Origin of the sequence: Streptomyces sp. NPDC051217 (genome assembly GCF_044455465.1) — a bacterium.
Taxonomy (GTDB): domain Bacteria; phylum Actinomycetota; class Actinomycetes; order Streptomycetales; family Streptomycetaceae; genus Streptomyces.
In genome coordinates this window covers 561,061-586,302 of the sequence record NZ_JBITEV010000003.1, presented here as the reverse complement: position 1 = coordinate 586,302, position 25,242 = coordinate 561,061, and the positions used below count along the sequence as shown (strand labels likewise).

The window sequence follows — 25,242 nt, the reverse complement described above, 5'->3', positions numbered from 1 at the left end:
CTCTTCGCGACCATGGGAAACACCGCCCGTAGTCCGCACCGGAGGACCTCATGCTGAGCCGTACAGCCGCCGCACTGGTGCCGTTCTTCGGCCGCCTCACGGTCACGCTGGACGCTGAGGGCGAGTTGGCGCCCGGGAGCGTCGTCGCCGCGAACCACACCTCGCTCAGCGACCCGGCGATCGTTCTCGCCGCGCTGCGTCAACTGGGCGTCGAGCCCGTCGTGATGGCGGCGGCGGGACTGTGGCGCGTACCGCTCCTCGGGCGCGCGCTCGTCCGCGACGGGCACGTCCCCGTCCGCCGCGGCGACCCGGGGGCCGCCGGCTGCCTCGACGACGCCGCGGCCGCGCTCGCGCGTGGCCGGCTCGTCCTCATCTACGGCGAGGGCGGCATCCCGGACGGCGGGGACGCCACCGAACTGCCTCCCCGCCCCTTCCGTACCGGCCTGGCCCGGCTGGCCGCCGCCACCGGCGCCCCGGTGGTCCCCCTCGGACAGAGCGGCGCCCGCCGCATCATCTCGGGCGGAGTCCTCGGGCAGCTCGCGGGTCTGGCGACCGCGCCCCTGCGCCGCCCGGACCTGCGGGTGCACATCGGCGCCCCGGTGCGGCTGACCGGCGACCCGGCGACCGCCACGGCGCAGGCGCATCGCGCGGTGACCGCCGCGTGGTGGAGCGCCGCGCACCCGCACGGCGCACCGGCGGGTCGGACGGCGCCGCCGGTCGCCGTCGGGGCAAGCGTCTGACGGGACGGAATCAGGCGACCTTCCTGGCCTTCTCGATGGCGGCGGCGAGATCTTCGAGGATCGGCGCGCACTTGTCGTACGAGTAGATGGGCTCCGTGACGCGCGGAACGACCTGGCCCGCCTCGACCGCGGGCAGCCGCCCCCAAGTCGGCCTCGACGCCAGGGCGTTGGGCTGGAGTGCGGAGGAACGGTTGTCCATCATGATGATGTCGGCCGGGTACTTGTCGACGTTCTCCCAGCTCAGCTCCTCGAAGAAGCCCTGCGCGTTGACCTTCGGCTCCACGAACTTCACGCCGAGCTCCTGGAAGTAGAGGGTGTCTGCGGACATCTTGGCGAGGGAGACGTAGAACAGGTCCTGACTGGCCGAGCCGACCAGCACCCTGATCTCCGGCCTGGACTTCGCGGCCGCCCGCAGCCGGCCCGCCGCCTTCTCGAACCTGGCCTTCGCGTCCGTGACCTTCTTGGCCCCCAGATCCGCGCCCAGGGACTCGGCGAGGTCCGCGTGACGCCGGATCGCCTTGGGCACGGTGGTCTCCGCGGCCAGGAGCGCCACGCTCGGGGCCAGCTTGAGGATCTTGTCCTTGGACTGCTCGGGGACGTACCAGAGTTCGCCTTCGACCCACTGGGCGGTGACGAGGAGTTCCGGGGCGAGCGCCGCGTACTTCTCGACGTTGAACTCGCCCCAGACGTTGCCGAGTATCTCGACCTTGGTGACATCGAGGTCGCCCGCCTGGATGTCCGGCTTGCCGTCCTTGGTGGTGGTCGGTCCGAAGACGCCCTTGACTTCGATCCCGTAGTCGTGGAGCGCGGCGGCGGTGCCGGTGAAGGCGACGATGTTCTTCGGGACGCTGTCGGCCTCGGCCGTCTCGCCGCGGTCGTCCTTGAAGGACCAGGGGCCCGCCTTCACGTCGCCGGCCGCGTCCCTTTCCCCCTTGTCGTCGTCGCTGTTCCCGCAGGCGGCGAGCGCGACTCCGAGGCCGACGGCGCCACCGGCGGCGAGGACGCCGCGGCGGCTGAGGGGCGAATGGAGGGCGTTGGGCATGTCGATGTCCGCTTTCGTACGCGCCGGAGACCGGCCGGTGGGCAGTTCGGATAGGTTAGCCTAACCTTTCTTACCCTCGCGTACGGGGGCGGGTGTCCGAGCCGTGCGGGAGAGTTGGGGGAGCAGCCACTCCCTCGTCCCGCAGGAGTCAGCGATGTCCGTCCGCCGCGTTGTGCCCAACCTCCATGTGCGGCCCGAGGAGCAGGAGCGGAGCCGGGAGTTCTACGGCCTGCTGGGCTTCGAGGAGGTCATGAACCAGGGCTGGATCCTCACCCTCGCCTCTCCGTCCACACCGAGCGCGCAGGTCAGCTTCCTGACCGAGGACGTGACCGGGCCCGTCGTCGCCGACATGAGCATCGAGGTGGACGACGTGGACGCGGCGTACGCGGCTGTGCGCGCGAGCGGCGCGGAGATCGTGCACACGCTGAGGGACGAGGAGTGGGGCGTACGCCGCTTCTTCGCGCGCGACCCGAGCGGCCGGGTCGTCAATGTGCTGAGCCACCGCGGGACGGCGTGACGGCGGCGGACCGGGTCAGGCGTCCGACACCACGGCCATCCGCACCCCGCGTCGGCTCAGCTCCTCCAGGGTTTCGGCCACCGTCGTCCCATGGCGAAGACCTCCGGTGTGGTGGGAGCTGTCTGGGAACTCACCGCACGGAGGTCTTCGTGTCTCACCGTAATGCCCGGTTGACCCGCACCAGCCGCCGCGGGCCCCGCCCTGCGGGCGGACGGCGCTACTTCGCGGACATGCCCTAGAGGCCCAACTCCCGGGCGATCAGCATCCGTTGGACCTCGCTCGTGCCCTCGCCGATCTCCAGGATCTTGGAGTCGCGCCACATCCGGGCCACCGGGTACTCGTTCATGAAGCCGTAGCCGCCGTGGATCTGGGTGGCCTCGCGGGCGTTGTCCACCGCCACCGTCGAGGAGTAGAGCTTCGCCAGCGCCGCCTCCTTCTTGAAGGGCTCGCCGTGGACCAGACGGGAGGCGGCGTCGCGCCAGCCGAGGCGGGCCATGTGCGCGCGCATCTCCATGTCGGCGATCTTGAACTGGATCGCCTGGTTCGCGCCGATCGGCCGGCCGAAGGCGTGGCGCTCCTTCGCGTACTTCACCGACTCGTCCACACAGCCCTGCGCCAGACCCGTCGCCAGCGCGGAGATCGCGATGCGGCCCTCGTCCAGGATGCGGAGGAACTGCGCGTAACCGCGGCCCTCCGCACCGACCAGATTCGCCAGCGGCACCCGGACGTCGGAGAAGGACAGCTCGCGGGTGTCCGACGCGTTCCAGCCGACCTTCGAGTACGGGGCCGCGACCGTGAAGCCCGGGGTGCCGGACGGGACGATGATCGAGGAGATCTCCGGGCGGCCGTCCTCCTTGCGGCCGGTGACCGCCGTGACCGTGACCAGGCCGGTGATGTCCGTGCCCGAGTTGGTGATGAAACACTTCGAGCCGTTGATGACCCACTCGTCGCCGTCCCGTACGGCCGTGGTGCGTGTGCCGCCCGCGTCCGAGCCGGCCTCGGGCTCGGTCAGCCCGAAGGCGCCGAGGATCTCGCCGGAGCACAGGCGCGGCAGCCACTCGCGCTTCTGCTCCTCCGTACCGAACAGATGCAGCGGCATCGCGCCGAGCGAGACGCCCGCTTCGAGGGTGATGGCCACGGACGAGTCGACGCGGGCCAACTCCTCCAGGGCGATGCCGAGCGCCATGTAGTCGCCGCCCATGCCGCCGTACTCCTCCGGGAAGGGCAGGCCGAACAGGCCCATCCGGCCCATCTCGCGCACGATCTCGTAGGGGAACTCGTGCCGCTCGTAGAAGTCGCCGATCTTGGGTGCGACGACGTCCTGCGCGAACGCCTCGACGGTACGCCGCAGTTCCTCGTGCTCGTCGGAGAGCCGGTGGTCCAGGGACATGGCTAGGACTCCTTGTGGGAGAGGGCGCGCACGGTGCGCGAGGGGCTGGGTCGTCCCAACTGTTCGGCCATCCACACGCTGGTCGCGGTGAGGAGACCGAGATCGACCCCGGTGGAGATACCGAGGCCCTGCAACATCCACAGGAGGTCTTCGGTGGCGAGATTCCCCGTGGCGCTCTTCGCGAACGGGCAGCCGCCGAGGCCGCCCGCCGACGCGTCGACGGTGGTCACTCCGTGCTGGAGTGCGGCGAAGGTGTTGGCGAGTGCCTGGCCGTACGTGTCGTGGAAGTGCACCCCGATCGTGGAGATCCGCACGCCCTCCTCGATGAGCGTGGCGAGCAGGCTCTGCACATGGCCGGGGGTGGCCACGCCGATCGTGTCGCCGAGGCTCACCTCGTCGCAGCCCATGTCGACCAGGGCCTTGACGATCCCGACGACCTGGTCGACGGGGACGGGCCCCTCCCACGGGTCGCCGAAGCACATCGACAGATAGCCCCGGACATGGAGCCGCTCGGCGCGGGCGCGGGCGACGACCGGCTCGAACATGGCGAGCGACTCGTCCAGGGACCGGTTCAGATTGGCCTTGGCGAAGGACTCGGTCGCGCTGGCGAAGACCGCCACCCGACGGACGCCGAGGGCCAGTGCCCGGTCGAGTCCGCGCCCGTTCGGTACGAGGACGGGCAGCCGTACGTTCTCCAGGTCACTCACCATCGGGAACAGCTGCTCGGCGTCGGCCAGTTGGGGCACCCACCTGGGGTGGACGAAGCTCGTCGCCTCGATGGTGCTGAGCCCGGCGGCGGCGAGGCGGTGGATGAACTCGGCCTTGATCTCGGTCGGGACGATCGTCGACTCGTTCTGGAGGCCGTCGCGCGCGCCGACCTCGTGGATACGGATCCGGGTCGGCAGACCCTCGTCCACGACCGTCATCGGGAGTGTCATTTCTCCTCCTCGGCCGCCGCGGGGGTCGCCGCGGGCGCGGCGGTGTCGGCGACCGCGGCCGGCGCGACCACGGCCAGCACCTGGTCCATGGCGACGGTGGAGCCCGCCGTGACGTCGAGCTCCGTGACGGTGCCCTCGTGCGGGGCCGAGATGACGTGCTCCATCTTCATCGCCTCGACCACCAACAGGCCCTGGCCCGCGACCACTTCGTCACCGACCGCCACCTTGACCACCGTGACCGTGCCGGGCATGGGGGCGGTGAGCGCGTCGAGCCCTCCCGCCCCGGCGGCGCCGAGCAGCGCCGCCTCGACCGGGTCGTGGTCCTGCACGTGCCAGCTGTCGCCGTCCCTGCCGAGCCAGTCGTCCGCCCGGTGGAACGTGTGGGTCATCCCGTCCACCGTGACGGTGACGCGGCCGGGCTCCACGTGCGACGGTCCCGTGCCGAGCAGCCGGTGTACGACGGGTTCATGTCCCGCGACGCGCAGATGGTGGGTGACCGGGACGCTCATGCCGCCCATCCGCCACCCGTTCGGTACGGAGAAGGGGTCGGTCCAGCCGGGGCCCGGGGCGCTCGCGGGCGCGGGGGCCAGCTCCGACTCCCGTACCGCCGCCGCCGCTTCGTACACCTCCAGCGGCACCCCCACCGGCACCAGCGACTCCGCGTCCCGCTCCACCAGGCCGGTGTCCAGCTCGCCTGCCACCACGGCGGGGTGGGCCAGCAGCCTCCGCAGGAAGCCGGCGTTCGTCGGGACGCCCAGGGTCACCGTCTCCGCCAGCGCCGCCCGCAGCCTGCGCAGCGCCGTCGCGCGGTCCGGGGCGTGCACGATCACCTTCGACAGCATCGGGTCGTACAGGCTCCCGACCTCCGTGCCCTCGCTCAGGCCCGAGTCGGTACGCACGCCGTCGCCCCCCGGCTCGCGCAGCGACAGCACCCGGCCGCCCGAGGGAAGGAAGCCGCGCGCGGGGTCCTCCGCGCAGATCCGGGCCTCGATCGCGTGCCCGGTGAGGGTGATGTCCTCCTGGGTGAACGGGAGCCGTTCACCAGCGGCGACGCGCAGCTGCCACTCCACCAGATCCAGGCCGGTGACCAGCTCGGTGACTGGGTGTTCCACCTGGAGGCGGGTGTTCATCTCCATGAAGAAGTACGAGCCCGGGTCCTCGCCCGGGACGATGAACTCGACCGTCCCCGCGCCCCGGTAGCCGCAGGAGCGCGCCGCTTGCACCGCGGCCTCGCCCATCGCCGCCCGCGTCTTCTCGTCCAGAAGGACGGACGGCGCCTCCTCGATGATCTTCTGGTGGCGGCGCTGCAACGAGCACTCGCGCTCGCCGAGATGGATCACATTGCCGTACCCGTCGGCCAGCACCTGGATCTCGATGTGGCGCGGCCGGTCGATCCACCGCTCGACCAGAAGCGTGTCGTCACCGAAGGACGCGCGGGCCTCGCGCCGGGCCGCGGCGATCTCGTCGCGCAGGGCCGACTCCAGCCGCGTGAGCCGCATCCCCTTGCCGCCGCCGCCCGCCGACGGCTTGAGCAGCACGGGCATCCCGATCTCCCTGGCCGCTTCGGCCAGTTGGTCGTCGGTCAGACCGCTGCCCGACGAGCCGGGCACCACCGGCACACCGGCCGCCGCCACGGTCTCCTTGGCGCGGATCTTGTCGCCCATCAGGGAGATGGCGGAGGCCGTCGGCCCGATGAAGACGAGACCGGCGTCCGCGCACGCCTGCGCGAAGGCCGCGTTCTCCGCGAGGAAGCCGTAGCCCGGGTGGATGGCCTGGGCGCCCGTGCGGGCGGACGCCTCCAGCAGGTGCTCGCTCACGAGATAGCTCTGGGATGCGGGCGCCGGGCCGATCCGGACCGCGGTGTCCGCCTCACGTACATGCCGGGCGTCCGCGTCGGCGTCGCTGAAGACCGCGACGGAACGGATGCCGAGCGCGCGCAGCGTACGGATGACACGGACCGCGATCTCGCCGCGGTTCGCGACCAGGACCGTGTCGAACATGCCGGTCGGAGCGGCCGTTCGAACGGTGGTGGCGCGCGGGGTGGTCGTGTGCGCGGTGGTGGTGTGCAGGGAGGTCATGTGTCACTCACATCCGGAAGACGCCGAAGCCGGGAGCGTTGCTGTCCTTCTGGGGAAGCGGGGCGTTCGCGCAGGCCGTCAGCGCCAGACCCACCACCTGACGGGTCTCCAGCGGGTCGATCACCCCGTCGTCCCAGAGCCGCGCCGTCGCGTAGTAGGCGTTGCCCTGTGTCTCGTACTGCGCGCGGACCGGGTCCTTGAACGCCTCTTCCTCCCCGGCCGGCCACTCCTCGCCGCGCCCCTCGATCTGGTCGCGCTTGACCGTCGCGAGCACGGAGGCCGCCTGCTCGCCGCCCATCACCGAGATCTTGGCGTTGGGCCACATCCACAGGAAGCGGGGCGAGTAGGCCCGGCCGCACATCGAGTAGTTCCCCGCGCCGTACGAGCCGCCGACCACGACGGTGAGCTTCGGCACGCGCGCGCACGCCACGGCCGTCACCATCTTCGCGCCGTGCTTGGCGATGCCGCCCGCCTCGTACGCCTTGCCGACCATGAATCCCGAGATGTTCTGGAGGAAGAGCAGCGGGATGCCGCGCTGGTCGCACAGCTCGATGAAGTGCGCGCCCTTCTGGGCCGATTCGGAGAACAGGATGCCGTTGTTGGCGACGATCCCCACGGGGTGGCCGTGGATCCGGGCGAAGCCGGTGACCAGGGTCGTACCGAACTCGGACTTGAACTCCGCGAACCGCGAGCCGTCCACCAGACGCGCGATGACCTCACGGACGTCGTACGGCGTGCGCGAGTCGACCGGTACCGCCCCGTACAGCCCCATGGGGTCGACCTTCGGCTCCTCCACCGGCTCGACCTGCCAGGGCAACGGGCCACGCTCGGGGAGCGTCGAGACGATCGTGCGCACGATCCGCAGCGCGTGCGCGTCGTCCTCGGCGAGATGGTCGGTGACCCCCGACGTACGGGAGTGGACCTCGCCGCCGCCCAGCTCCTCCGCGGTGACGACCTCGCCCGTCGCCGCCTTCACCAGGGGCGGGCCCCCCAGGAAGATCGTGCCCTGGTCACGGACGATCACGGCCTCGTCGCTCATCGCGGGCACATAGGCGCCGCCCGCCGTGCAGGAGCCGAGGACGGCCGCGATCTGCGGGATTCCGGCGCCGGACATCCGCGCCTGGTTGTAGAAGATCCGGCCGAAGTGGTCACGGTCGGGGAAGACCTCGTCCTGCATCGGCAGGAAGGCGCCGCCCGAGTCCACGAGATAGACGCACGGCAGTCTGTTCTCCAGCGCGACCTCCTGGGCGCGCAGATGCTTCTTCACCGTCATCGGGTAATACGTCCCGCCCTTGACCGTGGCGTCATTGGCGACCACGACCACCTCACGGCCGCTGACCCGGCCGATGCCGGCGATCACCCCGGCCGCGGGCGCCTGGCCGCCGTACATGCCCTCCGCCGCGAGCGGGGCCAGCTCCAGGAAGGGCGAGCCGGGGTCCAGCAGGGTATCCACCCGGTCCCGGGGCAGCAGCTTCCCGCGCGCCACATGCCGGGCGCGGGACTTCTCGCCGCCGCCCAGCCGGGCGGCGGCGAGCCGGTCGCGCAGGGCGCCGGAGAGCTCCTGATGCGCCGCCTCGTTGACGCGCCAGGCCTCGGCCGCCGGATCCGCGGCGCTCGCCAGCACGGGTGCCTGCTGCATCGGTCGAGCTCCCTCGCACGGTTAATAAGCGTTAACGTTTACCTCTCAGGTTAACGACCGCTAACCGTCCTGTCTAGAATGGATTTCCATGAGCACCAGGACCGCGGCCCCGACCCGCCGCGAGCAGATCCTCAACGAGGCGGCCAGACTCTTCGCGGAGCGCGGCTTCCACGGCGTGGGCGTCGACGAGATAGGGGCGGCCGTCGGTATCAGCGGGCCGGGCCTGTACCGCCATTTCGCGGGCAAGGACGCCATGCTCGCCGAACTGCTCGTCGGCATCAGCGGCCGGCTGCTGGACGGCGGCAGGAAGCGGGTGGCGGCGACGACCGGTGATCCGGCGGCCGTGCTCGCCTCGCTGATCGACGGCCATATCGACTTCGCGCTGGACGACCGCCCGCTGATCACGCTGCACGACCGCGAACTGGACCGCCTGCGGGACAGTGACCGCAAGCTCGTGCGGCAGCTTCAGCGGCAGTATGTGGAGCTGTGGGTCGGCGTCGTCCGCGAGATTCACCAGGATCTCCCCGAGCCGGTCGCGCGCGGCGCCGTGCACGCCGTCTTCGGCCTGCTGAACTCGACGCCGCATCTGAGCCCCACCGGGCGCGGCACACCCCGCCGCGCGGTGGCGGAAACGCTCCTGCGCCGCCTGGCGCACGGAGCGTTCGCCGCCCTCGGCGACTCCCGGGACGTCACACCCTGAGCCCGGCCAACTCCCTGGCCAGTGTCTCCACCGGCTGGAACGTCGCACCGAACAGCGCCACGTGCTTCCAGCGCGGCGTGCCGTCCGGCGCGATCAGGAAGACCGAGCGGCGCAGCCCGATCCCGGGGGCGGCGATCCCGAACGCCCGCGCCACCGCCCGCTCGGTGTCGGCGAGCAGCGGGATCCGCAGGCCGTGCTTGCGCGCGAACGCCTCGTGGCTGTCGACGTCCTGCGGACTGATGCCCCACACCTCGGCGCCCAGCCCGGTGAACGTCTCCAGTCCGCTGGAGTACGAGCACAGTTGCTTGGTGCAGACGCTGGTGTCGTCACCGGGGTAGAAGGCAAGGACCAGCGGGTGGCCCCGCCGCTCGTCGAGGCGGTACTCCCTCCGTACGAAGGCGTTGTCCCCGCCGAGCACCCCGCCGGGCAGGGTGAAGTTCTCCACCGGACGGCCTGGACCTGGTGTCGCTGCCACAAGAGGCTCCCTCGTCGGTTCTGATGTCGCTGGTCTTCCTGCTGTTCTCGTCGCCGTCCGCCGGGGGACGAAGCCCCCGATCACGCCCGTTACGTCCACTCACCGGGACGAGCGGCACCGCGCGTACATCTGACGGCACAATGGGCTCATGCCGATACCCAGCCGCGAAGCTCTCGTCGACCACCTCGTCCGTACGCGTATCGCCGGAGACGTGGCCACTCCCAGGGACAACAACCTCTCCCACTACCGCAAGCTCGCCAACGGCGACCGCCACTTCTGGTTGGGCCTTGAGCTCGGCGACCGCTGGACCGACGAGCAGGACGTGCTCGCCGTGATGGCCGAGCGGTGCGGCGTCAACGACGATCCGGAGCACCGGCACGGCCAGGACACCATCGACCCCGAGTTGACGGTCGACGCCCTGGAGCGGATGGCGGCGCGGCTGCGCAAGGCGGCGGCGGGCCGCGAGAGCGTGCTGTTCGCCACCGGCCACCCCGGCGGTCTGCTGGACGTGCACCGGCAGACGGCGGACGCGCTGCGGCTGGCGGGCTGCGAGATCATCCGGATCCCCGGCGGGCTCACGGCCGACGAGGGCATGGTCTTCCAGTTCGCCGGTGTCGCGATGCTGGAGCGCGGGGCCACCCTCTGGCACACCCACTCGCCCGAGCCGATGCGCGCCATCCTGGACGGCCTGGAGCGCGACGGCAGACCGCAGCCGGACCTGGTGCTCGCCGACCACGGCTGGGCGGGCTGTGCGGGGCAGCGCGGTCTCGACTCGATCGGGTACGCGGACTGCAACGACCCGGCGCTGTTCATCGGCGAGGCCGAGGGCACCCTCCAGGTGACGGTCCCGCTGGACGACCACGTGACGGACCCCCGCTTCTACGACCCGATGACGGAGTACCTCCTTCACGAGGCCGGTCTCACCAACACCGTCTGAGCACGAACGAGCGGCACCACGGCACCACAGCAGCCCGGCGCTGAGGACAGGACAGCGGCCGGGCTCAGTCGCGCCCCGCCCCGGAGCCCCCGCCAGCGGTCCCGGACTCCCTGGGCACGCGCATGACGCCCTCCTGGATCACCGAGATCGCCAGCCGCCCGTCCTGTGTGTAGATCCGGGCCTGGCCGAGCCCCCGGCCGCCGGACGCGGACGGCGACGTCTGGTCGTACAGCAGCCATTCGTCCGCCCGGAGGGGCCGGTGGAACCACATCGCGTGGTCCAGGCTCGCCCCCACGATGTCGCCCGTCGCCCAACCGCCCCTGCCGTGCGCGAGGAGCACCGAGTCGAGCAGCGTCATGTCGGAGACGTACGTCGCCAGACAGACGTGCAGCAGCGGGTCGTCGGCGAGCTTGCCGACCGTGCGGAACCACACCTGCGAGCGCGCCTCGCGCGGCTGCCCGGCCGTGGCGTACGGCGGGGCGTCCACGTACCGCAGATCCACCGCGGCGCGCGCCTCCAACAGAAGGCCGGCCACGGACGGGTCGACGAACCGGTCCGCGTAGCGCGGCAGCGTCTCGGCCGCCGTGGGAAGCGACTCGGGATCAGGGGCCGCCGGCATCGGCGCCTGGTGCTCCAGGCCCTCCTCGTACGCCTGGAACGACGCCGAGAGATGGAAGATCGGCTGGCCGTGCTGGACGGCCACGACCCGGCGCGTGGTGAAGGAGCGTCCGTCGCGGATGCGGTCGACCGTGTAGACGATCGGGGCGCCCGGATCGCCCGCCCGCAGGAAGTACGAGTGCAGGGAGTGGGCGGACCGGTCGGCTGGGACGGTACGGCCGGCGGCCACCAGGGCCTGCGCGGCGACCTGGCCGCCGTAGACGCGCGGGATCGCCGCCGAGCGGCTGAGGCCGCGGAAGATGTCCTCCTCGATCCGCTCCAGGTCGAGCAGTTCGAGGAGGGACTCCAGTGCGTTCATGTGCTGATTGTGTCCCTGGTCCTGGCGCGAGGTCCTACGGCCTCACAGGCCCATGGACTTGGCGATGATCATCTTCATGACCTCGCTGGTGCCGCCGTAGATGCGGTTGACGCGGTTGTCCGCGTAGAGGCGGGCGATGGGGTACTCGTTCATGTAGCCGTAGCCGCCGTGCAGCTGAAGGCACTTGTCGATCACGCGGTGCGCGACCTCCGTACAGAAGAGCTTCGCCGACGCGGCCTCGGCGGCGGACAGTTCGCCCTTGTCGTGGGCGTCGAGGGCGCGGTCGCAGACGGCCTCGGCGGCGTCGACCTCGGCCTTGCAGGCGGCCAGTTCGAACTTGGTGTTCTGGAAGGAGGCGACGGTCTTGCCGAAGACGGTGCGGTCCTGCACGTAACTCTGCGCGAACCGGATCGCGGCCGACGCCTGCGCGTACGCGCCGACGGCGATGCCCAGGCGCTCCTGCGGCAGATTCTGGCCGAGGTAGGAGAAGCCCTTGTTCTCCTCGCCGAGCAGGTCCTCGACGGGCACCTTGACGTCGCTGAAGGACAGTTCGGCGGTGTCCGAGGACTTCAGCCCCAGCTTGTCGAGCTTGCGGCCGACCGCGTACCCCTCGGACTTGGTGTCGACGACGAAGAGCGAGATGCCGTGCCTGCGGTCCTCCGGGCTCGGCGGTGCGGTGCGGGCGCAGACGATGACGCGGTCGGCGTGCACGCCGCCGGTGATGAACGTCTTGGCGCCGTTGAGCACGTAGTGCGAGCCGTCGGCGGAGAGTTTGGCCGTGGTCTTCATGCCCGCGAGGTCGGACCCGGTGCCGGGCTCGGTCATGGCGATGGCGTACATGGTCTCGCCGGTCACGAAGCCGGGCAGCCACCGCTTCTTCTGCTCGTCGGTGGCGTACGCCTTCACATACGGCAGACAGAGCGCGACATGCACGCTGGACCCTCCGAAGGAGACTCCCGCGCGGGCGCACTCCTCGGAGACGACGGCCTGGAACTTGAACGACTCCTCGCCCGCGCCGCCGTACTCCTCCGGCACCTCGATACCGAAGATGCCCAGCTCGCCGAGCTTGTAGTAGAACTCGCGGGGGACCAGCCCCTCGGCGTACCACTCGTCGTAGACGGGGACGACCTCGGCCTCGATGAAGGCGCGGAGGGTCTCCCGGAACGCCTCGTGGTCCTCGTTGTACACGCTACGGCGCACGTGAAGCCTCCTGTATCGACCTGTCGCCCCGCTTGTCGAGCGCACGCTCCAAGGGCACTGGCTAAGCGCTTGCTCAGTCAAAGTTACCCGGCGGTTCGCACGGGTGTCCAGAGAGATGGGATGTCGGCGGCATCACAAGGTGCCGTCGATACAGAAATGATCAACCATTTGGCCACGAGGCACGCCAGCGCGCGTTCAGGCGATTAGTCTGACCGCGAAAGCGTGCGGGAGGAGGACTGTGTGCTGCTGAGATTCCGCGTGGCCAACTGGCGGTCCCTGCGTGATGAGCAGGAGCTCTCCTTCGTCGTGCCGCCGGACGAGCCGACGGCTGCCGCCCGTGAGGTGGAGCTGGTGGACGGACCTGTCTCCGTCTTCCCGCTGGTGGGAATCTTCGGTGCCAACGCCTCCGGCAAGTCGAATGTCCTCGACTCCCTCGCCGCGATGCGCGGGGCGGTCCTTAACTCGTACGCGCAGTGGGCCTCGTACGAGGGCACTGAGCGAGAGGTCTTCGCACTCGACGCGAAGAGTGCGGCCGAACCGACTTTTTACGAGGTCGATGTGGCTATCGATGGTGTGCGTTGGACGTACGGATTTGAGCTGGGCGAGAGCCGTGTCGAGTCCGAATGGGTGCACAGCTATCCGCTGGGCCATCAACAGGAGTGGATGGACCGGGACACATCTCGCAAGGACGTCTATCGATGGCCCAGCAGCCGGGTCAAGGACCGTGCCCAACTCGTCCGCAGGACGCGGCCCAACGCCCTCCTGCTGTCGACAGCGGGAACGGACAATCATCCGCAGTTGTCCCCGCTCTTCCACTGGTTCCGGCGGCTGTGGCACATCGGGCCGGAGACGGAGCGGCTGCAGCGCGAGGCCTTCACCACCTCGAAGCTCGCCGGTGATCAAGGACACCGCATCAAGGAACTCCTGCGGGTCGCCGATCTCGGCATCACGGACGCCGTGCTCGACCCATCGGGGAAGGGCGCCGGCGCCGTCCGTCTGCTGCACCGTTCGGCTGCGGGAGATGTGGCGCTCGACTGGCAGCGGGAATCCTTCGGCACCCGCTCCTGGTTCGCGCTCCTCGGACCGCTGCTGCTGGCTCTGGACGACGGCGCGGTCCTGCTCCTCGACGAACTCGACGCCAGCTTGCACCCGCGATTCGCTGCTGAGGTCGTCCGTCTCTTCAGAGACCCGCTCTCCAACCCGAAGGGAGCGCAGCTGATTTTCACTTCTCACGACGCGACAGTGCTCAGCTCCCCGAGCGGGGAGCGCCTGCTCGACCCGGGACAGGTCTGGTTCACGGAGAAGGACAAGGATGGCGCGACCGAGCTGTACCCGTTGAGCGCGATGTCGCCGGGGGCGGGCGAAGACCTGACCAAGTCGTACCTGGAGGGTGCGTTCGGCGGTGTGCCGTCGCTGCTGGAGGGGCAGATCGTCCGGCGGCTGGGGGCAGGCTGGGAAGAGGCCGAGACCGCCGAGGGGGCGGAACACGTCTGATGGCGAAGAACACCAAGGGGAACGCCTCGTTCGCGTCGAAGAGTTACGGGCGCGGACGCCGGAGGGTCGTCCATGTCTACACTGAAGGCAAGGTCACCGAGCCCGAGTACATCAGGGCCGTCCGTCAGCTCGGCACTTTGGCGGACCCCAAGCTGACCGTTGACGTACATATCGCGAACTCCTCGGACGAGGGATCCCAGCGCAAGCCGCTGATCCTCGTTGAGAAGGCGGTCATCACGCTCCGGGAGAAGCACCGGGAGGCCAAACGCGCCGGTGTACCCAAGGCCATGTGGCCCCAAGTGTGGTGCCTGTTCGACAGGGACCAGCATCAGGGAGTGGAGACCGCACTGTCCCGCGCGCGGAAGGCCGGCGTGATGGTGGCCTACTCCCACCCATGCTTCGAGATCTGGCGGGTGCTGCACCTGAAGGCGGTTTCAGGCAGTTTCGCCGGCGTGTGCGGTATGGCGGAACAGCGACTGCCGAGCGACTGGCACCAGGTGCCCGGCGGTATCAAGTCCGTTGTACCGAGCCAGATCGAGGGGCGGTTCGAGAAGGCACGACAGCGGGCTCGGGAGATGAACGCCTCGCACCCCGACCATGTCGTGATCGCCCAACGAGACCCGTACACCAACGTCCACGAGTTCATCGAGGACGGACTAGGCATCTCCTCCTACTGAGGTTCGGTACGGCCTTCCTCTGTGTGAGCTCGCCGATTTCCGCGTGGCGCGCGGGCGCCATAGGGTTCCCTGGGTCATCTCAGGTCTTAGGGAGTCGTACGTGGCCAAGCTCACGCTCGCGCAACTGGAGCGGCACCTCTTCGCCGCCGCGGACATCCTCCGGGGCACGATGGACGCCTCGGAGTACAAGGACTACATCTTCGGTCTGCTGTTCCTGAAGCGGGCGAACGACGAGTTCGAAGCCGCGCGGGAACGGGTCCGGGAACATGCGAAGAAGAAACTGGGCCTTCCCGAGGAACAGCTGGACGGCTACCTGGACCTGGAGTCGGCGTACAGCGACCATGATGTGTTGTTCGTCCCGTCAGACGCTCGCTGGGCGCGGATCGCGTCGGCCACGCACAACATCAATGAGGATCGTCTCCGTCCGGCATTGCAGGCGTTGGAAGGTCAGAACCCCAAGCTCAAGGGACTCTTCGACCACCTCGACTTCAACCGCATCGGCGGTTCCGGCACCGCGGGGGGCGCCGCCAAGCTCGCTGATCAGCGGTTGAAGCTCCTCATCGCGCACTTCGGACGCATCCGGCTGCGTACGGACGACTTCGAGTTCCCGGATCTGATCGGCGCCGCGTACGAATACCTCATCAAGGAGTTCGCGGACTCGGCCGGCCGCAAGGGAGGTGAGTTCTACACCCCGCGAGCGGTGGTTCGGATGATGGTCGAGCTGCTTCGCCCGGAGCAGGGCATGCGCATCTACGACCCGTGCGTGGGCTCGGGCGGCATGCTGATCCACGCCAAGGAGTACGTGGAGGAGCACGGCGGCGACAGTACGAACATGTTCTTCGCCGGCCAGGACGCCAACAGCGGTTCCTGGATCATGTCCACGATGAACATGGTGCTGCATGGGGTGAGCACCCGCTTCGACCTGACCACCGGCGACACCCTGGCCGAGCCGTCCCATGTGCCGAGGACGGACGATGACCGCTTCCACGGCGTACTGAGCAATCCGCCGTTCTCGATGGACTACTCGCTCACGGACCTCAAGCACGCTGGGGAACGTACGAAGTACGGGGCGACGAGTGAGCGCGGCAAGGCCGACCTGATGTTCCTCCAGCACATGCTGTGGGAGACCAAGCGGGAGGCCAAGCCTGGGGAGCGTACAGGGATGACCATCACGGTCATGCCACACGGTGTGCTGTTCCGCGGGGGAGGCGAGCAGGACATCCGCACGGAGCTGCTGGAAGAGGACGCGATCGAAGCGGTCATCGGTCTCGCCCCGAACCTCTTCTACGGGACGGGTATTCCGGCGTGCATTCTGGTGCTGCGCCCGCCGGGGACGAAAGATCCGGCGCGCGAGGACAAGGTGCTCTTCATCAACGCGGATCGTGAGTTCCGCAAGGAGTCGGCACAGAATGTGCTGCTGCCCGAGCACGCGGAAAAGATCATTTCCGCCTTTCACGAGTATGCCGAGGTGCCGGGCTTCTCGCGTGTGGTGAGCCGCGAGGTACTGCGCGACAACGGAGACAACCTCAACATCCGCCGGTACGTGGACAACACGCCCCCACCGGAGCCGCAGGATGTGCGGGCGCATCTGGTGGGTGGGGTGCCGCGTGCGGAGATCGAGGCGAAGAAGGAACTGTTCGACGCGTACGGGATCGGACTGACGGATCTTTTCGCGGAACGGGACCCGGTGGACGCGGAGTACGTCGACTTCCTACCGGAGGGACAGCGCCCGGACGCGGCACGGTTGGCGGAGCTGGCCCGCCCGCGAGAGGACGCCCTGCGTGCGGCGTTCGACGAGTGGTGGGCGGCGGAAGCACGGCAGTTGGAGGCGGTGGCCGCCACGCCGGAGTACCTGGCGGCCTCGACCCCGTCGGAGCGCAAGAAGGCGCTGATGGCGGTGCGGGGCTCTCTGATGGAGTCGTTCGTGGCGCGGCTGGGCGTGGTGGGGCTGCTGGACCGGTATGCGCTCGCCGGGGCGGTGGCCGGCTGGTGGTACGAGGCGAAGTACGACCTGCTCGCGCTGTCGGAGAACGGTTTCGCCGGCGTGCTGGACGGCTGGGTGGAGAACGTCGACACGATGCTCGCGCCTGAACAGGACCCGAAGACAAAGAAGTTGCGCAAGCGTACGACCGCTGAGCGCCGTCAAGCGTACGACCACAAGGTGGTCGCGGCGATCGCTCCGGACTTCCTGGGCGAACTGACGGAGGCGGACGCGCGAAAGGCGGAGCTGGACGCGCGGTGGAAGGAGCTGAACGCGGAGCCGGAGGCGGAGGCAGGGGAGGACGGCGAGCCGGGTGAGGATGCTCCGCCGCGCGAGGAAGTCGCTTTGAGTGTCGAGCAGTTGTCGGAGCTTGCGCGGGTGAAGAAGGAGCGGACGAAGGTTGGGGCGTTGATCAAGCGCCTTGAGGCAGATTTCTGGTTCGAGCAGAAGCCGGGTGGGCAGTCCGAACTGGGGGAGGAGTTGCCTAGACTTTTTCGGGCGCGGGGGGCGTTGGACGCGGAGGGGGAGCGGCGGGTGGTGATGGAGTTGTTGCGGGGCGATCTTGCTGGCAATCTGGATGGCCATGTGCTGCGCAAATGCCGCGAGCTTGCGGATTCGTATGGTGGCTGGCAAGGCAAGTACGCGGTGTCGCTGGAAGACATCCGGGCAGAGCGAGAAAGGGCGTCGGCCGCGCTGGACGAGTTCTTGAGGGAGCTGGGTTATGCAGGCTGATGGTGATGTGCGCTGGGTTCCTGTGCGTGAAGTTGGAGACGTGCGTATGGGTAAACAGCTTTCGCCTGCTGGTCGGGAGGCGGCTGTCCAGTTCCCTTATCTGCGGGTCGCCAACGTATTTGAAGGGCGTATTGATCTATCTGACGTAAAGACCATGGGGTTCTCCTCATCTGAGCGTAAGCTGTATCAGCTTCTTCCGGGGGATGTTCTTCTGAATGAAGGGCAGGAGAACCTTCGGGTGGTGGGTAGAAGCGCTCTATATTCTGAAGCTCCTGGCGCCTATTGCTTTCAGAACACGTTGATTAGGTTCCGGCCCGGCCCTCATGTGCTCCCCGAGTATGCGCAGCAAATTTTCGTGTGGTGGAGGCTCCGGGGCGTATTTGCTAATATCGCGGAGAAGACGAGCATTTCGCATCTGGGTGCGAACCGCTTCGGGTCTTTGCTTTTTCCCTGTCGACCGCTTCGAGAGCAGCGGCGGATTGTTGATGTGGTCGAGGCCGGGACAGCGCAAGAGCGAGCGATCGAGAAGTCAATCGCGAAGTTGATGGCAGTTCGGCTGGCGTTGGTCGCAGAATGGCTACGAGAAACCGATCGAAATACTCCATTGGGCAGTGCATTGGCGCGGCTTGAAGTTGGGGTGGCTTCTGCCGGTCCTGAAGACATCCCTGGTCGTGACGAGTGGGGTGTTATTCGTCTAGGGGCAGTGACGGCAGGAAGATTTGTGCCGACTCAAGTGAAGAGACTTCCTAAGTCTGTTGCGCCACGTCCAGAACTGGAAATTCACAGTGGTGACGTACTCATGGTACGTGTTAATGGTTCCCCAGAACTCGTAGGTTCTGTCTGTGTCGTTGATAGTGCTCCACCACGACTGATGCTCTCTGACCTCGTCATGAGACTTGTCGCAGATCGTAGGGTCATGACTCCAGATTTCTTGGGCCTTGCTCTCTCGGCTCCAGTAGTGCGGGAACAAATCGTAGGTCGACTACGCGGTACCAGTGGGCAGTTTCAGTTGCCGCAATCCGAACTCAAGTCGGTACTGCTTCCGTGCCCCTCCCCTGCCGAGCAACAACGAATCCTTGGCGCTCTCGCGGCCTTTGATGCGAAAATCGCGAAGGAGCAAAGTGAGCTGGACAAGTTTCGGGCTGTGAGGCAAGGGCTGCTTGGTGATCTACTCGCGGGCGGATAAGTCACAGGGTGCAGAGGGAAGTCATACTCAAATACCTTGGCAAGGCTATTTGGAGTAAGTACTGGTTCCAAGTGCTGCTGAAAGACCGGTTCTCAGGTCAGGTTGCTGCTGAGTTCAGGCGGCGAGATCTTCGCTTTTGACGGCCGCGACGAACGATGACCAACCAGCCGCGGAGAAGACCAGTGCGGGGCCCTGTGGATGCTTGGAGTCGCGGACGGGGACGCCCGACGGGTAGTCGTCCAGTACTTCGACGCAACTGCCACCCTCGTTCCCGCTGTGGGACGACTTGCGCCAGCCGCTCAGCGTGGAAGCGTTCGGGATGGTGGGCTCAGTCATGGTGTCCGTATTCCTTCGCTGTTGCCCGCATTAGGGCCAGTGACTCTTTCAGCGGCAGTGCGTCGCCTAGCGCCAGATCATATGCGCCCTGAAGGCGCTCAACGATGGCCGGGGCATCGTGCACCTTGCCGATCTGAAGGCCTTCGGAATAGGCCACAGGGGGCTGATCTTCGAACCACATCAGAGTCAGCATGCTCTGCATGAGTGGGTGTACGCCCAAACCGAACGGCACGACATGTACGCGCACTCGCTCGTCCTCGACCAACCGGACGATGTGGATGATCTGCTCCGCCATGACGTCTGGACCGCCGACCGGTCGGCGCAGCACCGCTTCGTCCAGCAGTGCCCACACTACGGGCGTCACCGGGTCGGTAAGGATCTGTGATCGCTCAAGCCGTGTGACAACGAGCCTGTCACGCTCCTCTTCGCTCAGAGGAGGGAAGCCAACACGTAGAACGGCACGCGCGTACGCCCGCGTCTGGAGGATGCCGGGTGCGAATGTCAAGGCGAACTCGCGGATGACGGTGGCCTGCTGTTCGAGCTGTCGCGCTGACTCGAAGTAGTCGGCGACCACACCGTCATCCTGCGGAAGGAAGCTGCTCAGCACATTCCCCGTGTTCAGCGCCTTGTCCAAGCGCCGCGCGTCCTCCTTGGAGGGGATTCGCCTGCCCGCCTCGATGTGCGAGATGTGCGAGCGCGTCATCACCGCCGCGTCCGCCAGTTGCTGTTGCGTGAGGCCCGCCGCGACGCGTTGCTCCTTGAACCATTCCCCATAGCTGTTACTCATCGTCAACTCCCGTGCGACAAAAGCTCTGTCACTCCCAACCCCCTGGCGAGCCTAGCCCGCACCGTCCCACTCTGTAAGCGGATCGCTACACAGTGATGTCCGTACGTCGGCTGCTGCCCGCGTTCAGGACCCGGCCACGCGGCCGGCCGCCCCCTCATGAGCCCACGCAAGACCCCCGCGACCGCTATCGACGGCCCGGGGGCGTGGACATCAACTGCCAGGAGTTGACGACGTGTTGCACCTTATCGCCCGTATCTTCGAGCCGTTCCTACGGGTCGTGTGGCCCGCCGCCGGGCGCCACCGCTCAGCTGGGCGGCTACACCTCAACCCATCATCGCCCCTCGACGTTCCGACGAGCCGACTCCCCCGCGTACCCCTACCACGCGGTGAGGACAGCGCGCTCGTCCGCCCGTACCTCGTCGCCTACGAGCAGCACGCCAGCCATGAAGCCCGCCGACAACGCGCCCGCCGCCGCGCCCTATGGCTCGCCGTGCACGGCATCGACATCGGGCCCCGTCTCATCCACGGCGTGGAGGTGACCGCGTGATCAGCGGTCGGACGGACAACACGCGGCTGCTCCCGTGGACGGGACCGGAAGGCAAGCCCTGCTACGTTATCGGTGACGGGACCGGATATGTCTCCCGCGCCGCCGACGACATCGAGACCGTTCAGCTCGCCATGGCCGTCGAACTCATCGACCACGCCGCCGACATGCTCCCCGACCGGACGGTCACCCCCGCGCAGTTCCGCTTCCTCGCGGCCCGCATGGCCGAGGCACTGCGCGATGTGCACCGCATCGCGGAGAGCCGGGGCGCGCGCCTTCCAACGTCCGCCGTACGACGACGCGGACGATGCCACGGACGACCCCGAGCCGGAGGGCTGAGCCAGGCCCTACCTCTCCGCGAACCCGGCCCCGGCGGCGTACTGGCACACACCGGTACGCCGCCCTCAATCGGCCGGATCTCTCCCACCCGCCCCGCCCCTCACGCAGAATGGCTCACCTGAGCGATCAGCGGAGATCGGCGGAGGGGTGCGGCCACGTGGTCATGCAGGTGGAGCGGGACGAAGTGGAGCGACCGTTCGTCGCGCAGCTTGAGGCCATGGGGTGGACCCACCTCCCCGGTACGGAGGTCGGGACCCTCGATGTCTCGGCGCCCCTGCTGACGGACAAGCTCGGCGAGGCCCTGCGGCGTATGAATGTCCGGGCTGAGGACCGTACGCCGTGGATGGACGAGCAGGACATCCGCCGCTCCATCACCGAACTCGCTTCCGTGTCCCTCGGCAGGGGCATCGATACCGCCAACTTCGCCGCCACCGAACTGCTCCTCAGTGGTCTTGTCCTCCCCGCCCCCTCCGCCGCTCACGGTGCCGCCTCCGCGACCGTGCAGTACATCGATTGGCACGAGGATCGGTTCGCACTTAACGACTTCACCGTCGTCGACCAGCTGCGCGTCAAGAATCGTTCCGGCGACGTGTCGATACTCGACATCGTTCTCTTCGTGAACGGCATCCCGCTCGTAGCCGTCGAGTGCAAGAACCCCGACCTGGCCGACCCCGTACGCAGTGCGGTACTCGATCTGCGGCACTACGCTGGCGACCCGATCGACGACGACGAGCGCTCGGGAACCGACCTCCCGCTCCCCGGTGGCGTACCCGAACTCTTCCGCACCGTGCAGTTGCTGGTGGCTGCCACGGGCGAGACCGCGCACCTCGGCACCGTCACCTCCACGCCCGAGCATTTCCACCCGTGGCGCAGTGTCGAGCCGGAGAGCGAGCCTGCCCTCCGGCAGGAGTTGCGCGTCGCCCAGTTGCTGCCGGACGTGCCCGAAGGCAGGACTCCCGTTCCGCTGAGCGAGCAGCACAAGCTCGTCGGCGTTGTTCTGCGCCCTGCCGGGCTCCTGAGGGTCGTGCGGCACTACGTCATCCCGCTGCCGATCGAGACCGAGACCGGCGGCGTGCGGACCGTCAAGGCGGTCGCCCGGCACCAGCAGTACCGGGCCGCCGAGAAGGCCGTGCGGAAGCTGCTCAACGGCCGCGTCCGAGGCGGCGCGGTCCTCGAAGACGAGCGCGGCGGCGTCATCTGGCACACGCAGGGCTCCGGCAAGAGCCTGACCATGACCTTCCTGGTGCGCCGCATCCATCTGCACCACCGGCTCAATGAGTTCATGGTCGTGGTCGTCACCGATCGGACCCAGTTGCAGGACCAGCTGTCCGCCACGCTCAAACTGAGCGAGTCGGACGTCGAGACGGCCGAGACCCGTACGCAGATGGAAGGACTGCTGAGAGACGGCGGCCGACGGGTCGTCTTCGCGATGATCCAGAAGTACGGGGGCGGGCTCACCTTCGTCAAGGACTCGGAGGCGACGGACGACGACCGTGATCTGCCGGGAGAGTACCGGGAAGCTGAGCAGGCCAGGAAGCGTAAGCGGGCGGATGTACCGCCGCCGGACCCGGACTTCCCGGAGTGCAACACCTCGCACGAGATTCTCGTCCTCGTTGACGAAGCACACCGTTCGCACACCAAGACGCTGCACGCGGCACTGCGCAAGGCCATCCCGAGGGCGGCGAAGATCGGGTTCACCGGTACGCCGATCATCACCGGGCGGGAGGAGGACACCCGGCGGATCTTCAGCGGCGGACCGGACCGGGGATTCCTCGACACCTATCGCATGGAGGACGCCGAGCACGACGGCGTCGTCGTACGCATCCGCTACGAGGGCCGCACCGGTGAGGGCACTGTTCAGGACAAGGACGGACTGGACCGCAACTTCGAGGACCTGATCCGAGACCGCACGCCGGAGGAACGCGCCGCGCTCATGAAGCGGTGGCCGACCGAGCGCGATGTGGCCGAGTCGCGTCCCATGATCCGGGCCAAGGCCGAGGACATGCTGGAACACTGGGTGTGCTGGGTGCTGCCCGGCGGTGGGTTCAAAGCACAGGTGGCGGCCGTCAGCCGGGCGGCCGCGGTGGAGTACCACCACGCCTTGCGGGAAGCGCGTGACGCGCTGCTGGCCGACCTCGTCGAATTCAAGCCGGAGTCCGTTCAGGGGATTCCCCTGGACGAGCTTCCCCGGCGGCTGCGCTACCACTTCATCGCCTACCAACACCGGTCCCTGCTGCGGCGGATCGACTTCGTGCCCGTGATATCCCCGGGCTCCGAGCGCAAACTGCGGAAGTGGCTTCACTGGACCGACCCCGTACGGCAGAAGGCGTACATCAGGCGCTTCAAGGAGGAGCCGTTCCCGCATCTGCCGCACGAACCGGACTGGGTCGTCGCGACACCTTTCAATCCCCCGGTGCAGGAGCCTCCCGCACCGGGGGACACCGGGAGTGGCAACCCGTGGTCGGACGCCGGCAGCCAGCCGAAGGAGTCGTCACGAACCTCCGAGCCCGACCCGGTGCATCCGGAGAGTCCTGTGGCGTTCCTCATCGTCAAGTCGATGCTGCTCACCGGCTTCGACGCGCCCCGCGAGCAAGTGCTCTACCTGGACCGGCCGATTCGGGACGCCGAACTGCTCCAGGCCGTCGCCCGGGTGAACCGTCCGGCGCCGGGCAAGGAAGTCGGCTACGTCGTCGACTACTACGGAGTCTTCGAGCACCTCTCCAGCGCGCTGGCGGAATACCGCGAGGCTGATCGCACCGACACGATGCGCAGTCTCTCCGAGGAGATCGGCGGGCTGGAACCGGCTGCTGACTCGGTGCGGGGCTTCCTGCTTCAGCGGGGCATCGGCGACGCCGACCTCGCGGACGCCGTCCGGCTGCGGTCGGCTGTGCTGTCCTTCGATGACGAATCGGTACGGCTCGATTACGACGAGGTGTTGCACGAGTTCCTCGCGGTACTGGAGCGTGTGCTCCCGCACGAAGACGCCCTGCCGTACGTGGCGGACGCCCGTCGCTGGGGACTGCTCCAGAAACGGATCAGGCGCCTGCACCGGGACGCGCCGGGCGGCACTTTCACGATGCGGCGCTACGGACGCAAGGTCCGCGCAATGATCGCCGACCACTTGGAGGGGCCGGAGATCGAGCAGGCCATCCCGCCTGTCTCGCTCACCGCCCCCGCCTTCGACGACGCGGTGCGCCGTCTCCCGCCGCGCGAGGCCGCCGCCGAGATGGGTCACGCACTCCGTTTTCACCTGGAGGAACAGGTCAAGAGAGAGGACCCTGAGCGGTACGACCGGCTCTCGCAGCGCCTGGAGGAGATTCTGCGCGATCTGTCCGGGCGGTTCGAGGAGCAGATGGAGCAGTTCGGTGACCTGATTGAGCAGGCCCGCCGACAGGACGAGGAAGACCCGGCGCTGGCAGGGCTGAGCCCACTGGAACAGAAGGTGCACCGGCTGCTCCACCAGCTGGTGGAGGACGACCCCGGTGTCACGCCCGGCGGGGAGGATCTTCGTCCGCTCGTCGGTGCCGTGTGTGACAGCGCGGCGCGCACCATGGCGTCGGCCTCGTACCAAGGTCAGCATCAGGACCTCAACAAGCTGGCGGGGGGTATCCACATTCAGCTGGTGCAGGGCGGAATCAGGCCCACGGGCGCCGACTGGGCGCCTTTGCAGAGCATCGCGCAGCGACTCGCCTCGTACGCGCAGGAGAACCGGTCGGCGTTCCTGAGGAGGGCGCGGGGAGAATAAGGCTGTGACCTCCCTCGCTGACAATCAAGCCGCCCCGTCCCTCGCCGAGGGGGATCAGCTGACCGTCGATGGTCTGCTGCTGCGAGTCAGTGCCAGCACGCGCAGAAAGCGGTTCGCGCTGACCGTGGAGTCTGACGCGAGCCTCACGTTGCACGCCCCAGTGGGCAGTCCCTCTGCGGAGGCACAGGACTTCGTGCGCGCGCACCGAAAGTGGCTGTTGTCGAAACGCGGAGTACGAGAGCGGACGCGCCCGCTGAACCCCGCCAAACGTTTGATCGAGGGAGAGGTCTTCCGCTATCTCGGGCGGACGTACCGGCTGACGGTCTCGGACGACGTGTCGACAGACGGGCGGGTGCGCCTGATCGCCGGGCGCTTGATCCTTGGCAGGGCTGAGGCCGGGGACTCGTCCCGCGGCCGGGTGGCTCTCGTCGATTGGTACGTCCGGACGGGGCGGAGTTGGGCAGCGGGGCGGCTCCAGCCCTGGGCCGCCAGGATGGGAGTCTCGGAGCCGGTGCTGGACGTCTGTGACCTTGGTCAGCGCTGGGGTTCGTACCGCCCGGCTGGCGAGGTACCCGGAACCGGACGGATGAGTCTGGGCTGGCCGCTGTTCCAGCTTCCCATGCATTTGGTGGACTACGTCATCGCGCATGAACTGGCCCACGTGAAGGTGCCCGGCCACCGGGCCGACTACTGGCGGCTCTTGGGGCAGGCCCTACCGGAATATGAGGACCGACGCATGGAACTGGACGAGCTGGGGCGGCGCATGTGGATGGGCGAGATCGTGTAGCT

21 protein-coding genes and 1 pseudogene are annotated in these 25,242 nt (G+C 68.2%); 12 read left to right on the top strand and 10 right to left on the bottom strand.

The features are described 5' to 3' along the window. The first annotated feature begins 50 nt into the window (after positions 1-50). Positions 51-740, top strand: a complete 690-nt coding sequence (locus ACIBBB_RS10740; protein WP_398980644.1) for a lysophospholipid acyltransferase family protein — start codon at positions 51-53, stop codon at positions 738-740. Positions 741-750: 10 nt separating this feature from the next. Here ACIBBB_RS10740 and ACIBBB_RS10735 read toward each other — a convergent pair whose 3' ends face one another. Continuing rightward, positions 751-1,782 (bottom strand): ABC transporter substrate-binding protein, encoded by a 1,032-nt coding sequence (locus ACIBBB_RS10735; protein WP_398980643.1) that lies wholly within the window; start codon positions 1,780-1,782, stop codon positions 751-753. A 154-nt stretch (positions 1,783-1,936) separates the two neighbouring features. On the opposite strand from ACIBBB_RS10735, the gene ACIBBB_RS10730 reads away from it, so the two are divergent. Next, positions 1,937-2,299 (top strand): VOC family protein, encoded by a 363-nt coding sequence (locus ACIBBB_RS10730; RefSeq protein ID WP_398980642.1) that lies wholly within the window; start codon positions 1,937-1,939, stop codon positions 2,297-2,299. Positions 2,300-2,534: 235 nt separating this feature from the next. On the opposite strand, the gene ACIBBB_RS10725 is transcribed toward ACIBBB_RS10730, so the two are convergent. From ACIBBB_RS10725 to ACIBBB_RS10710, 4 genes are all read right to left on the bottom strand, one after another. Beyond that, positions 2,535-3,689 carry an acyl-CoA dehydrogenase family protein gene (locus ACIBBB_RS10725; protein ID WP_398980641.1) on the bottom strand — a complete coding sequence of 385 codons (1,155 nt, stop codon included), beginning with the start codon at positions 3,687-3,689 and terminating at the stop codon, positions 2,535-2,537. A gap of 2 nt (positions 3,690-3,691) precedes the next feature. Next, positions 3,692-4,627 (bottom strand): hydroxymethylglutaryl-CoA lyase, encoded by a 936-nt coding sequence (locus ACIBBB_RS10720; RefSeq protein ID WP_398980640.1) that lies wholly within the window; start codon positions 4,625-4,627, stop codon positions 3,692-3,694. Further along, on the bottom strand, positions 4,624-6,627 hold the full coding sequence (locus ACIBBB_RS10715; RefSeq protein ID WP_398980784.1) for an acetyl-CoA carboxylase biotin carboxylase subunit: 2,004 nt from the start codon (positions 6,625-6,627) through the stop codon (positions 4,624-4,626). Before ACIBBB_RS10715 ends, ACIBBB_RS10720 begins: the two co-directional genes overlap by 4 nt. 85 nt (positions 6,628-6,712) lie before the next feature. Continuing rightward, a complete protein-coding gene (locus tag ACIBBB_RS10710) occupies positions 6,713-8,344 on the bottom strand; it encodes a carboxyl transferase domain-containing protein (protein WP_398980639.1) in 1,632 nt (543 codons plus the stop codon). Between the two features lie 88 nt (positions 8,345-8,432). Between ACIBBB_RS10710 and ACIBBB_RS10705 the strand changes: the two genes are divergently transcribed. Beyond that, a complete protein-coding gene (locus tag ACIBBB_RS10705; RefSeq protein ID WP_398980638.1) occupies positions 8,433-9,044 on the top strand; it encodes a TetR/AcrR family transcriptional regulator in 612 nt (203 codons plus the stop codon). Here the strand turns inward: ACIBBB_RS10705 and ACIBBB_RS10700 are convergent. Next, the gene (locus ACIBBB_RS10700) at positions 9,034-9,519 is read right to left on the bottom strand and encodes a peroxiredoxin (RefSeq protein WP_398980637.1); all 486 of its coding nucleotides are present in this window, start codon (positions 9,517-9,519) and stop codon (positions 9,034-9,036) included. The two genes, ACIBBB_RS10705 and ACIBBB_RS10700, sit on opposite strands and share 11 nt — an antisense overlap. Positions 9,520-9,667: 148 nt before the next feature. On the opposite strand from ACIBBB_RS10700, the gene ACIBBB_RS10695 reads away from it, so the two are divergent. Then, positions 9,668-10,456 carry a phosphatase gene (locus ACIBBB_RS10695; RefSeq protein WP_398980635.1) on the top strand — a complete coding sequence of 263 codons (789 nt, stop codon included), beginning with the start codon at positions 9,668-9,670 and terminating at the stop codon, positions 10,454-10,456. A gap of 64 nt (positions 10,457-10,520) precedes the next feature. On the opposite strand, the gene ACIBBB_RS10690 is transcribed toward ACIBBB_RS10695, so the two are convergent. Continuing rightward, on the bottom strand, positions 10,521-11,432 hold the full coding sequence (locus ACIBBB_RS10690; protein ID WP_398980634.1) for an acyl-CoA thioesterase: 912 nt from the start codon (positions 11,430-11,432) through the stop codon (positions 10,521-10,523). Positions 11,433-11,474: 42 nt separating this feature from the next. After that, on the bottom strand, positions 11,475-12,632 hold the full coding sequence (locus tag ACIBBB_RS10685) for an acyl-CoA dehydrogenase family protein (RefSeq protein ID WP_398980633.1): 1,158 nt from the start codon (positions 12,630-12,632) through the stop codon (positions 11,475-11,477). A 240-nt stretch (positions 12,633-12,872) separates the two neighbouring features. Here ACIBBB_RS10685 and ACIBBB_RS10680 point away from each other — a divergent pair, with 240 nt between their 5' ends. From ACIBBB_RS10680 to ACIBBB_RS10665, 4 genes are all read left to right on the top strand, one after another. Then, positions 12,873-14,126 (top strand): ATP/GTP-binding protein, encoded by a 1,254-nt coding sequence (locus tag ACIBBB_RS10680; RefSeq protein ID WP_398980632.1) that lies wholly within the window; start codon positions 12,873-12,875, stop codon positions 14,124-14,126. Next, positions 14,126-14,803, top strand: coding sequence for an RloB family protein (locus ACIBBB_RS10675; protein WP_398980631.1), 678 nt, complete (start codon positions 14,126-14,128; stop codon positions 14,801-14,803). Before ACIBBB_RS10680 ends, ACIBBB_RS10675 begins: the two co-directional genes overlap by 1 nt. A 100-nt stretch (positions 14,804-14,903) precedes the next feature. Continuing rightward, entirely contained in the window at positions 14,904-17,516 is a 2,613-nt protein-coding gene (locus ACIBBB_RS10670) for an N-6 DNA methylase (RefSeq protein WP_398980630.1), read from the top strand. Beyond that, positions 17,506-18,702 carry a restriction endonuclease subunit S gene (locus ACIBBB_RS10665; RefSeq protein ID WP_398980629.1) on the top strand — a complete coding sequence of 399 codons (1,197 nt, stop codon included), beginning with the start codon at positions 17,506-17,508 and terminating at the stop codon, positions 18,700-18,702. Before ACIBBB_RS10670 ends, ACIBBB_RS10665 begins: the two co-directional genes overlap by 11 nt. A gap of 114 nt (positions 18,703-18,816) precedes the next feature. Here the strand turns inward: ACIBBB_RS10665 and ACIBBB_RS10660 are convergent, their stop codons facing one another. Both ACIBBB_RS10660 and ACIBBB_RS10655 read right to left on the bottom strand, forming a co-directional pair. Beyond that, complete coding sequence (locus ACIBBB_RS10660) at positions 18,817-19,038, bottom strand: DUF397 domain-containing protein (protein WP_398980628.1); 222 nt, start codon at positions 19,036-19,038, stop codon at positions 18,817-18,819. Continuing rightward, complete coding sequence (locus tag ACIBBB_RS10655) at positions 19,031-19,825, bottom strand: helix-turn-helix domain-containing protein (protein WP_398980627.1); 795 nt, start codon at positions 19,823-19,825, stop codon at positions 19,031-19,033. Before ACIBBB_RS10655 ends, ACIBBB_RS10660 begins: the two co-directional genes overlap by 8 nt. A 232-nt stretch (positions 19,826-20,057) precedes the next feature. Here ACIBBB_RS10655 and ACIBBB_RS10650 point away from each other — a divergent pair, with 232 nt between their 5' ends. The 4 genes and pseudogenes from ACIBBB_RS10650 (at position 20,058) to ACIBBB_RS10635 (ending at position 25,240) form a co-directional block, all read left to right on the top strand. Further along, the gene (locus tag ACIBBB_RS10650; RefSeq protein ID WP_398980625.1) at positions 20,058-20,372 is read left to right on the top strand and encodes a hypothetical protein; all 315 of its coding nucleotides are present in this window, start codon (positions 20,058-20,060) and stop codon (positions 20,370-20,372) included. Then, positions 20,369-20,647, top strand: a pseudogene (locus tag ACIBBB_RS10645) (hypothetical protein); the annotation flags it as partial. The gene ACIBBB_RS10650 and the pseudogene ACIBBB_RS10645, both read left to right, overlap by 4 nt. Before the next feature lie 224 nt (positions 20,648-20,871). Further along, positions 20,872-24,453, top strand: coding sequence for a type I restriction endonuclease subunit R (locus tag ACIBBB_RS10640; RefSeq protein WP_398980783.1), 3,582 nt, complete (start codon positions 20,872-20,874; stop codon positions 24,451-24,453). A 4-nt stretch (positions 24,454-24,457) separates the two neighbouring features. Next, positions 24,458-25,240, top strand: coding sequence for a M48 family metallopeptidase (locus ACIBBB_RS10635; protein ID WP_398980624.1), 783 nt, complete (start codon positions 24,458-24,460; stop codon positions 25,238-25,240). Positions 25,241-25,242: the final 2 nt, after the last annotated feature.

Coding starts and splice junctions, on each gene's coding strand:
- ACIBBB_RS10705 (WP_398980638.1), top strand. CDS start 8,433: ATGAGCACCAGGACCGCGGCCCCGACCCGCCGCGAGCAGATCCTCAAC.
- ACIBBB_RS10725 (WP_398980641.1), bottom strand. CDS start 3,689: ATGTCCCTGGACCACCGGCTCTCCGACGAGCACGAGGAACTGCGGCGT.
- ACIBBB_RS10690 (WP_398980634.1), bottom strand. CDS start 11,432: ATGAACGCACTGGAGTCCCTCCTCGAACTGCTCGACCTGGAGCGGATC.
- ACIBBB_RS10735 (WP_398980643.1), bottom strand. CDS start 1,782: ATGCCCAACGCCCTCCATTCGCCCCTCAGCCGCCGCGGCGTCCTCGCC.
- ACIBBB_RS10695 (WP_398980635.1), top strand. CDS start 9,668: ATGCCGATACCCAGCCGCGAAGCTCTCGTCGACCACCTCGTCCGTACG.
- ACIBBB_RS10740 (WP_398980644.1), top strand. CDS start 51: ATGCTGAGCCGTACAGCCGCCGCACTGGTGCCGTTCTTCGGCCGCCTC.
- ACIBBB_RS10720 (WP_398980640.1), bottom strand. CDS start 4,627: ATGACACTCCCGATGACGGTCGTGGACGAGGGTCTGCCGACCCGGATC.
- ACIBBB_RS10665 (WP_398980629.1), top strand. CDS start 17,506: ATGCAGGCTGATGGTGATGTGCGCTGGGTTCCTGTGCGTGAAGTTGGA.
- ACIBBB_RS10660 (WP_398980628.1), bottom strand. CDS start 19,038: ATGACTGAGCCCACCATCCCGAACGCTTCCACGCTGAGCGGCTGGCGC.
- ACIBBB_RS10730 (WP_398980642.1), top strand. CDS start 1,937: ATGTCCGTCCGCCGCGTTGTGCCCAACCTCCATGTGCGGCCCGAGGAG.
- ACIBBB_RS10675 (WP_398980631.1), top strand. CDS start 14,126: ATGGCGAAGAACACCAAGGGGAACGCCTCGTTCGCGTCGAAGAGTTAC.
- ACIBBB_RS10710 (WP_398980639.1), bottom strand. CDS start 8,344: ATGCAGCAGGCACCCGTGCTGGCGAGCGCCGCGGATCCGGCGGCCGAG.
- ACIBBB_RS10640 (WP_398980783.1), top strand. CDS start 20,872: ATGCAGGTGGAGCGGGACGAAGTGGAGCGACCGTTCGTCGCGCAGCTT.
- ACIBBB_RS10715 (WP_398980784.1), bottom strand. CDS start 6,627: ATGTTCGACACGGTCCTGGTCGCGAACCGCGGCGAGATCGCGGTCCGT.
- ACIBBB_RS10655 (WP_398980627.1), bottom strand. CDS start 19,825: ATGAGTAACAGCTATGGGGAATGGTTCAAGGAGCAACGCGTCGCGGCG.